7 protein-coding genes are annotated in these 9,541 nt (G+C 66.4%); 5 read left to right on the forward strand and 2 right to left on the reverse strand.

The features are described from left to right. From ON45_RS10140 to ON45_RS10160, 5 genes are all read left to right on the forward strand, one after another. Positions 1 to 203: hypothetical protein (locus ON45_RS10140; protein ID WP_040493594.1), on the forward strand; the 203-nt coding region annotated here is incomplete at its 5' end. A 130-nt stretch (positions 204 to 333) separates the two neighbouring features. Further along, positions 334 to 1,518: an MFS transporter gene (locus ON45_RS10145; protein WP_040493595.1), complete on the forward strand. Its 1,185-nt coding sequence runs from the start codon at positions 334 to 336 to the stop codon at positions 1,516 to 1,518. Positions 1,519 to 1,775: 257 nt separating this feature from the next. Next, positions 1,776 to 2,411, forward strand: coding sequence for a hypothetical protein (locus ON45_RS10150; RefSeq protein ID WP_040493596.1), 636 nt, complete (start codon positions 1,776 to 1,778; stop codon positions 2,409 to 2,411). Between the two features lie 78 nt (positions 2,412 to 2,489). Next, complete coding sequence (locus ON45_RS10155) at positions 2,490 to 4,910, forward strand: hypothetical protein (RefSeq protein ID WP_040493597.1); 2,421 nt, start codon at positions 2,490 to 2,492, stop codon at positions 4,908 to 4,910. Beyond that, complete coding sequence (locus tag ON45_RS10160; RefSeq protein WP_040493598.1) at positions 4,907 to 5,269, forward strand: hypothetical protein; 363 nt, start codon at positions 4,907 to 4,909, stop codon at positions 5,267 to 5,269. The genes ON45_RS10155 and ON45_RS10160 overlap by 4 nt, the downstream gene beginning before the upstream one ends. An 87-nt stretch (positions 5,270 to 5,356) precedes the next feature. Here ON45_RS10160 and mobF read toward each other — a convergent pair whose 3' ends face one another. Then, positions 5,357 to 9,055: a MobF family relaxase gene (gene mobF / locus ON45_RS10165; RefSeq protein ID WP_040493599.1), complete on the reverse strand. Its 3,699-nt coding sequence runs from the start codon at positions 9,053 to 9,055 to the stop codon at positions 5,357 to 5,359. A gap of 98 nt (positions 9,056 to 9,153) precedes the next feature. Then, positions 9,154 to 9,541: hypothetical protein (locus ON45_RS10170; protein ID WP_206537679.1), on the reverse strand; the 388-nt coding region annotated here is incomplete at its 5' end.

The raw sequence follows: 9,541 nt of genomic DNA on the forward strand, positions 1-9,541 counted from the left end.
TCACCCGCCGCATCGTCGACACACCCGAGGAGGCGGAACGGACCCGCTTCCGCGGCTCGCCGTCGATCCTGGTCGACGGCGTCGACCCGTTCACCGACGCCGATGCCCCGGTCGGGTTGTCGTGTCGGATGTATCAGACCCCCGACGGTCTCGCGGGCTCCCCGACGCTCGATCAGCTCCGCGAGGTCCTGGCCGATGGCTGAGCGGACACTCATCGACGGGCTCGCCGCCATCGCCGGCGTCGTCAACACAGCGCGGGCGAGCGGAATGATCCGGAAGCCGGCGTTGCCCTCGCGAACCTGACTTGGACTCGGCGCGGTCTTCGCTGACTCGATGCTCCGTCTGTTGTGCTCGTCGCCGGAGTTTCGGCGGTTGTTCGTCGCTCATTCGGTGTCGAGGGCCGGCGACGCGTTCAACACCGTGGCGCTCGTCGTGTTGGTGTTCGACCTCACCAACTCCGGGCTCGGTGTGGCGGGAGCTGTGACGTTCGAGGTGCTGCCCGTGTTGCTGATCGCACCCATGGCGGGTCTCGCCGCAGACCGGTTGCCTCGTCGCTCGGTGATGATCGGGGCGGACGTCTGCCGCGCGCTGGTCGCGTTCGTGCTCGTGGTAGGCGCCGACTCGGTTGCGGCCGTGTACGCGGTTGCGTTCGGGCTGTCGGCGGGAGCGGTGATCTTCAACCCGGCAGCGAGCTCGTTGCTCCCCGATGTCGTCGGCGACGACGACGTCGTGACTGCCAACAGCGCCATGTGGACCGCCGCCGTGATCGGTCAGATCGCGCTTGCTCCGCTCGCGGGGCTCGTCATCGCCGCGTGGGGAGTCGAGGTCGCGTTCGGGGTGAACGCAGCGACCTTCCTGTTCTCCGCGGCTGCGCTCACGAGACTCGGCGGCGGCCGCAGATCCGCCGAGGTCGACGTCAAGGGCTGGTCCGGCGTACTCGCCGGTGTCGCAACGGTCCGGGCGGATCGGCTGCTCACGAGGCTCGCCGTGGTGCAGGTCCTGGCGTCGTTGTCAGCCGGGGCGACCAGCGGACTGCTGGTCGTGCTGGCCGACCGGTGGCTCGGCGTCGGTACCGGCGGCTTCGGTATTCTCCTCGGTGCGATCGGTGTCGGCGCAGCCGCTGGCCCGCTGTTGCTGCGCCGGTTCATCCGACCGGGCGACAAGCGTTGGTTGTTCGGACCCTTCGCCGCACGGGGCGGTGTCGACCTCACGCTCGCGGCCGCCGGCAACCCAGCAGTGGCCGGAGGCGCGCTCGTGGTCTACGGCATGGCCACGTCCACGGGAACGATCGCCTACCAGTCCACGCTGCAGACGCTCGTGCCGGCCGAGACCCGGGGCCGAGCGTTCGCGTTCTACGACGTGCTGTGGAACGCGGCGCGTCTGTGCTCCCTTGCGATCGGCGGAGTCCTGGCCGAAGTCGTGGGCATCCGGTTCGTGTACATCGTCGCAGCGGCACTGCTCTTCGGCGCCACAGTGATCGGGTTCACCACTCGCGTGAGCCACCCCAACCACGACTAACGCCCATCCATCGGGCAACAGCACAGCCGGCGCGACCCAAAACACTGCGACCACCGCAGAAGCGACCAAACCGTAGCCAGGGCGCTCAGAACATCGCGACCGGTTCGCTCAAGGCGGCACTCCCAACCGGCAGCCGGGAGCACCGGACACGGTTGCCTACGCGAGCACGGCTGTTTGTCGACCGCGACAAATCGACGCGGGGGAGATAGTGGCGTGTGTGAGCGCTCGTGTGAGCGACCGCGTAGAAGGTCGAGCGCATGAGCTTGTGTATCGACATCGAACAGCATGTGAACCTGCTTCGTCGTTCGACTGGACGAGGTGACCTCGCCGACTGGGTCCGCGTGATCCGGCGGGTAGACGAGCGATCCGACGAGGCGATCCGTCAGCTACTCGAGCGTCATGACGAATCGGCGTTGGAGGTCGTACTCGTCGCCCTGATCCCGATGCTTCGTCACCGATGTCGAAACGACCGGACGCAGGCAGACGAGGCTCTGGGAGAACTCTCGATCGTGCTTGCCGAGTTCTCACGATCGGGTGTCCCTGCCACCGGCCGTCGACTGGCGAACTTGATCGTGGACAAGGCATGGGATGCCCATCGCTGCACGATGCGCAGGGAGCGGCGCGCTGCGTTCCCGGTCGACCCGAGAAGGACGTACTTGTTCGACGAGCACTCGATCGATCCTGGTCATCGGCAGGTCCTCGACCGAGCTGCGCTTCACGACTTCCGCGATCAGCTGGTGAAGTCCCACCGCTCACACCCGAAAGCTTCGGCTGCCTGGAACGAGGCGCTCGACTTGGCACTGATGGAACGTCGAACGTCGGTGCAGCGGAATCGTTGGAAGTACGTGCGCCAGCAACTGCGCAAACTCGCGCCGCCCGAACTCTCCGTGTGAGCGGATGTGTGAGTGGCAACGCACCTGCTCAGCGACGTGTGAGTGATGGTGTGAGCGGCGCCGTTGACGGTGGCAGCCATGGTGGTCATCAACCGACCGTTCGAGTTCCGAGACGACGATCCACGTCCGATGATGCGTCACCTCGACGCGTGGGCGCGGCGATCCTTGAATTCGCCAGAAGCGTGGGCGTCGATGCTCGAACGTGCGGAAGTGTGGATCGACTACTCCGCCCGAAATCAGGTGCTCCTCGCCTCCTACGGAATCGTCGGACCGGTGGCCGGGGCGGCGACCTGGGGACGTGTCCCATCGAGTGAGGGTGGTCGTGCCTGCGCGGTCGGGGCGGGCGAACACGGCCTTCCGGTGAGGGTGCCGGTCGTCGGCGAGCCGACGACGGTTGCTGGACGGTCGCGATCACTTGGCGAGTCCGGCTCGGTTGCGTCGGGGCATCGGTGGGAGCTGGTGTTCGCCGAAGAACAGCTCGCTCGCCGGCCGGCTCGCGATGCGGTGAAGGCAGTGTCGATTCCGCGCATGTCGGACGCCCGATGGAGCGAGGCGGTCCGGGTTGCGACGGGGCGCATGGTCGGACGGACACCTCGACGAGTCCAGGACCCGCTCGCGCAGCTTGTCGATCTCGCTCGACATGTGCCGCCAGGTGCTGGCCGCGTCGGGCTCGACGGCGTGCTTGCAGAACAGGCAGGACTCCTGGCAGCAGGCCGAGTCGGTCGGGCCACGGAGCCACTGCCCGTCTTGGATCCGAACGGGCTGACGGGGCGCGAGCGGTGGCGGACGTTGGTCGATGTTCGCCATGCGGCTGGCCGAGTTGTCGACGCGCTGTCCTACGGGCTCGAGGTTGACCTGAGCCGGTCGCCGCTTCCTCGACATGAGCTCGCCGATGACCGTCAGGTCGCGTCCGGGCGACGGAACTACCTGTCGCCGGCCGACGTGCGCTCGCTCCCGCTTGGTGTGTGGATCGAGGTCGGGCCGTACTCGAAGGGTGAATGGCTGGCGCGGGGGATTGCTGGTGCCAACGGAGTCGGAGCGTTCATGCGTGTGAACGACCGGTCCTATCTGGCCGCGTATGAGACGCGGGCCGGCGCGATGTGGAGGCTCGAGACGACTGGCCGAGGGGCACACCTTGGACTGGTGGGCGAGGGTGCCGCCGACGATCTCGCGGAGGCGAAGCGTGATGTTCGTGCCGCGCTCCGCGACCGCTTCCCGGACGTCGCGGTCGGGGTCGAGACCTCCGATCGAGCGAAGGTGCTGTCGCCATCGTTCGGGTGGGTATCGCTCCCGACAGGCCGCGATGAACGAACCGAGCAACGCGAGTTCGACGAGCGAGTCTCGGCGCGAGTCCATCCTGGTCCGGGCGGTCGGTGGGAGGCGTGGGTGTCTGTGGACGGTCAGCAGCGACAGGGTCCGCTGACCGAGAACGCCAGCGCAGCGCGGGAGATTGCCGAGGGACTGGCGCACGGTGCGCTGATCGAACTGGCATCGGTTGCACCGGATCGTGCGAATGCGATGGTTACTGAGGCGGCAGGCTCCGGATCGTGGGATCGGGGCATGCTCGCATCGATCGTGGGGCATCGTCTGACCGACAGCGATGCACTTGAACTGGGGACGACCTCAGATCCGGCTCGGTTGACGGAGTTGGTCAAGAGCGCCGGTGTGCTCGCGCCGGCGACGATGTTGCGCGTGCTCCACGCCGAGGATGTGCCGCTCGACACGGTGATCGACTTGGTCCCGGCCTTGGGACTGCCGATCGGCGATGCGATCCGGCAGATGCATTCCGAGTGGGGTGCCAACCGGCTCGAGGTTGGGATGGCGTTGGGAGCAACGGTCGAGGAACTCAGGGACGGTGGGTGCAGCCGGATCGAGATGCTCGCTGCTTCCCCACGCGAGGAACTGCGACACCTTGACACCCGCGAGCAGACATGGCAGTCGGTCGGCCCGACACTGCTCGAAGCCGGCTACTCCGAGGCGGAAGCGATCAAGCACCTCGCAGCTCACGCGCCCACGCCGTCGACGTTTGCGGTGGCCGCGGAGGCGGTCGTCGACGACCCGTGCCGAGCGTTTGCGCTGTCGGTTCGACATGCGCAGACCGACGACCTCGCTCATCTTGCGGAACGGTTCGGCATGTCTCCGGCGGAGAGCGCGACAGTCCTCGGAGCGGTCGGGGCACCGCCATCTGTCGCTGTTCAGGTGATCGAGGTGTTGTGCGAACACGATCGAGATGCAACGTGCGACGTCGCCGGCCGATATCTCGGCATCGGCCGAGACGAGACGGAGATGAGGCTGGACGGCATCGATCCCGACGTCGTGGTGCCGCTTGCCGTCGGCACGGGAGATCGGCAGATGGCGGCACTTCGCCGAAGCCTGGGACCGCCTGACCACTCCTCTTCGATCTCGCTCGATGCGGAGTCCATACGAGCCGCGCTCGATCAGGTGGAGCCTGCGCAGCCCGCCGACCGTTCCGATGTCGAAGCAGATCGAGTCCCGTGAGCGAGACAACGAGTCGCCAGGCCGCGGTGTGGCGTGAGGTGATCGCGGCTACCGCGTACGTCGCGGACGTGGAACGGCCCGGGTTCACCGTCTGGCATTCGCTCGACGAGGCAGTGCGCTGGTGGATCTTCGATCGCGTGTCCGTCGAAGGCGATGTCGATGTCGGCGTCGATCTCCCGTGGGATGACCCCGACCCCCTTCGAACCACTCTGACATCGCTCCTCGAAACCGTTCCGTCGAGTGGTGCCATCGACGGCTGCGAGCTGTCGATGTTGCTCGACTCGGCGCTTCGCACCTGGCTCGTCCGAACCGCCGACCGTCTCAACGACGGTCATCCGTTCAGCTTCTCCGTATTCTGAGCAAGAACCGTCGAGCGGGTCAGTTCCCGAGCGGCTGGGATCCCGACCGTGCACGAGGGAGATCGGTCATCGGCGAGGCGAGAAGTGTTAGATCTCCAGTTCGAACGCCCGCGATTCCCGATCTGCTGACGTCAGGTCAGGGGGCTCGCCGATCATGAGGGCACGGTCGATCTCTTGGTATTCGACGACGTGTGGCCAGTGCTCGGTGATCCATTCGCGTCGAGCGGATTGCTGGGCGACGGCACTGTCGAGGAGTTCCACCGTGTCGGCGAGGCTGAGCTGACCGGCACGGAGTTCGTTGATGATGTTTCGGCAGTCGGCGGGCGCGGTGTCGAGGATCTGATCGAGTTCGTCGCTTCGTGCAACGAGTTCGTCGTGGGTGCGTGATGAGGATTCGGCCGGCAGGGTTCGGTCGGTGGTGTCGATCCAGACCCGGGTCTGCGCGAGCGATGAGTTGAGTTCGCTCCAGTGCTCGGCAACCTTGGGATCGGAGGGTGCTGGTCCGAGTGCTGGCGAGTCGGATCTGAGGTCGCGGTCCAGACGCCACACCGCCACTTTCCTCAGTGAGTCATCCCACGCGCGGGCACCTCCCACGTCGACGGGCCGGTCGCCGAGAAGGGTGTGGAGCCAGGTCGGTGCTGCTGATCGGAGTTCGTTGGATGAGCGCTGGATCTTCGCGCTGATCGCGGCGGTGAGTGTGCCAGCGTGCCCGGGTACACCGCCGAGTGATTCGACGGTTGCCGACCATCGTTCGAGAGTGGTGTCGATGTCGTGAAGTCGGGCTGTGAGTGTGTTGCGGCGTTCGGGGGAGGTGTGCGCCGGGGGTTCGGCGTCGTCGATCAATCGGAGTTCGCTCCAATCGAATGTGCGCTCGGCGTGGGTTCCATCGAGTGACACGAATTGAACGGTGGCCTCGCCTCGAGATTCGTCGAGCGACGTCGTGGTACCGACGTTGTTGCGGTCGTTGGGACTCACCCGTGCTCCGACAACCAGCCGTTCGCCGAGGTCGACCAGCCGCTTCTTCTTGTTGATCAGCTCGTCGGGTGTGTGCCCGTGGATGTCGGTTGCGATTCGCTCGGCCGCAAGCGCAGCGCCGAGTTGGCGTCGGAGGTCTGGCAGCGAGGTCGTGGAGGCGAGCAGTTCGACAGCGTCGAGATCGGGGTCGAGAGTATGTGCCAGGTGTTTGGCGCGGGACGTCGTGAGTCGGCCCGCGAGGTGATCGTCGATGCCGAGGTCCGTCGTTTCACGGTGGCCTCGGTCGTGACGTTCGGTATCGGTGCTCGCCTCGTTCAGAATCTCGGTGAGTTCCGGGTCGGACACGATCAGCTGGTTCGAATGGGAGCCCCGTGAGAGCTGCACGTAGGCCGCCTCTCGATAGAGGGAGTCAGCCCCCACCGCGATGGCGAGGTCCCAGGTTCCTCCTTGGGCACGGTGTGTGGTGCGCGCGTAGGCGTGCGTGAGGTGGCCGCCGCGCTTGAGGTAGCCGTCGTCGAGGCGGGCGGTGGTGCCGTTGTCGAATGCGATGGTGATTGCGTCCGATGTCGCCGCGCGAACGGTCCCGGGTTGGCCGTTGGCGATGTCGAGTGTGTCGCCGTCGGGCGTTTGCACGGCGCTGTTGCGTCGGGCGAGGACGCGTTCGCCGGGCCGGAACGATGCGGCTCCGTAGGCCGCCGGCGGTGAGTCGGTGAGTGCTTCACTACGGACGAGGTAGTCGATGGCGGCGAGGTTCAGTCGATCGACGAGGTCGTTCGTTCCGGCCAGCATCACCGGGCGAAGTCCGGCGGCCCGTGCCTGAGCCCAGCGCTCGATGGCGAGATCGACGAGGGCGTTGGGGTCGGCAGCGACTTCGATTCGATCGTGGTCGAGGTAGTGCGTGATGGCAGTGCGGATACTGCCGTGCCGGAGTTCATCGAGCGCACGGTGCTCCCATGCGTTGCGTTGCCGCCGGTTGACGGTGAGTGGAACCACAGCGGGCGAACAGAGTGCGGCCGAGGCGAATCCACCTCCTGCTCCGATCTCCGGGAGTTGACGATGGTCGCCCACCAGCAGGACGCGACCACCGACTTGTGTTTGGCGCTCGACCGACGTGGTGAGGTTGCGGATGTCGGCCATCCCAGCCTCGTCGATGACCAAGAGTGAATCGGGCGCCGGTGCGACGAAACCCCGGTTCCAGTTGTCGAGCAGACGGTGCAGCGTCGAAGAAGGCATGCCCGTCGCCGCTTCGAGTTCGAGTGCCGCTCGTGCTGATGGCGCAGCCCCGAACACCCTCAGCCCCGACCGGGCGTGGGCTTCGCGAATGGCCTCGACCGTGAAGGTCTTGCCGGTTCCCGCCGGGCCGACCAGCACGCCGACCGGTGCCGTCGACGCGGACAACACTTCGACCGCCGTCCGCTGATCGTCGCCCAGCGTCGGCCGTTGCTCAACGACGGACGCGATCGCCTCGGTGGTAGCGGCGTTGCCGTTCGGACCATCGACGGCCGCAAGGAATCGTTGCTCGACTTCATCGAGTTCTCGGCTTGTCCACTGGCGCCTCGGGCCGCCGTCTTCCACAGAGATCGTCTGGGGCGACGCAAGTACTCGAGCGACGATGCGTTCGATGGTCTCGATCGTCGCTCCCGCTCCTTGCCGCGCCGCGACGGCCCTGGTGAGATCGGGGAGAGCGAAGGTCGAGCGATCGCTGGTGAGGTCTCGACGGAGAAGGTCGGAGATCCATTCCTCCGGGGTGACGGTCCGCTCGAACCGGTCGATCTGCCCGTTCTCGTCGATCGTCTCGGTCTCGAGCCGCCAGGCTTCGCCGAAGTCGACCGGTCGGCGATCTGATGCCGCAGCGACGAGACCGTCGGCGAACTGCGGCCCCCAGCCGGCGGCCGAGGCTTCCTCCTTCCACGCAACGTCGAAGCGTTCGTGCTCGACTTCGGGCTTGCGGCGACGGGTCGCGAGCACGGCTGCTTGACGTCCCTCGATCGTGTTCGGTGTTCCCGTTGCTGCGAGCCAGGCTTCGATCTCGGTGCTTCGTTTCGAGAACGAATCGAGCAGCGACTGTGGGATGCCGGCGATCTCGGGAACCGTCTTTCCGGGCCTCCATTCGATGCCGAGTGAGCGTGTGAGTTCGGCCCGGAACGCGGTCTGGAACACTTCGCCCGCAGCCCTCGCGTGACGGTAGATCTCGGGGTGAGCGAAGGCTGACCACTGACCGTCGGCACCTTCCACGAGATTGGCGGCAAGTGTGTGCCAGTGCAGGAGCGGGTCGCCCGCCCTCGATGTGCGATGGCGGAACGCGGCAGCGACCAGACCGGTCGTGCTGAGCCGCTTCGGTCCCGCCGCGGCCCGTTCCTCGGGCGACAGTCGTTCGAGGTACTTCGTGTTGTGCGAGCCTCGCTGCACCTGAACTGCTTCACGTTCGAGCCAACCGATCGCTGAGCGCAGGGCGTTCTCGCCCGCCTCGATGATCGCACCCTGGACGCTGGGGTCGTCCGAGACGGCGTAGAGAACGCTGGCGGACTTCGGTGCCTTGAACGTGAGATCGAATCCGGGCACCCGGTTCGGGTGAGGTTTGATCTCGTGGCCGTTCGGTGTGAGCCCGCCGGTACCGGGGCGGAGGCCGGCGAGGACCGCACGGAGGTCGTCCGGGTCGACCTGACCGTCGAGCCCGAGCCGCTCGGCGCCACCGCCGAGCCACTGGCCGTGTGCCTCCCCGGCGCCGGTGTAGTAGTCGTCGAGGGACTGGGCGACGCCGGACAACTGGTACGCCTCCTGTCCGACGCGGAGCTTTGTGATCGACAGCATGCCCCCCAACGGGAGCCCCGTTCACCAACCGGGTAATAGTCTGTGAAAGAGATTTCGGCTTGCGGTCCGATCCGTTGGGATGGCGGGGCTGGCAGGTCTCAGTGCCCCGAGGCTTTCACCGCTGCGGCAACTCCGTTGACGAACTGAACGAGTCGAGCGCTTGCTTCGTCCACATCGGATCGGTAGCCAAGATTCGGCCAGTTGCATGTCGCGATCGCTGCTTTCTTGGCCAGCGCGCTGCCCGTGTGAGCCATCGGGTCGAAGTCGTGCTCCGCGATCAGCTCGGATTCGATCAGGTCGGCGTGCGCCGTGAACTCGGCGAGCAGCGCCTCGTTCTCGGCGGTCGTGTCGTGACCGTTGACGTAAATCATCGCGCGAAATCCGTCGTCGGCATTGCCGGCTCGTACGTTGATCCGCCACTTACTGCTGCCCCACGAGATGTCGATCGAGTACCCGCCGTGCGGTCCCGACACTGTGGTGAACCCA

The sequence above is a fragment of the Ilumatobacter nonamiensis YM16-303 genome (genome assembly GCF_000350145.1).
In the GTDB taxonomy this organism is placed as follows: Bacteria; Actinomycetota; Acidimicrobiia; order Acidimicrobiales; family Ilumatobacteraceae; genus Ilumatobacter_A; species Ilumatobacter_A nonamiensis.

Coding starts and splice junctions, on each gene's coding strand:
- ON45_RS10145 (WP_040493595.1), top strand. CDS start 334: ATGCTCCGTCTGTTGTGCTCGTCGCCGGAGTTTCGGCGGTTGTTCGTC.
- ON45_RS10150 (WP_040493596.1), top strand. CDS start 1,776: ATGAGCTTGTGTATCGACATCGAACAGCATGTGAACCTGCTTCGTCGT.
- ON45_RS10155 (WP_040493597.1), top strand. CDS start 2,490: ATGGTGGTCATCAACCGACCGTTCGAGTTCCGAGACGACGATCCACGT.
- mobF (WP_040493599.1), bottom strand. CDS start 9,055: ATGCTGTCGATCACAAAGCTCCGCGTCGGACAGGAGGCGTACCAGTTG.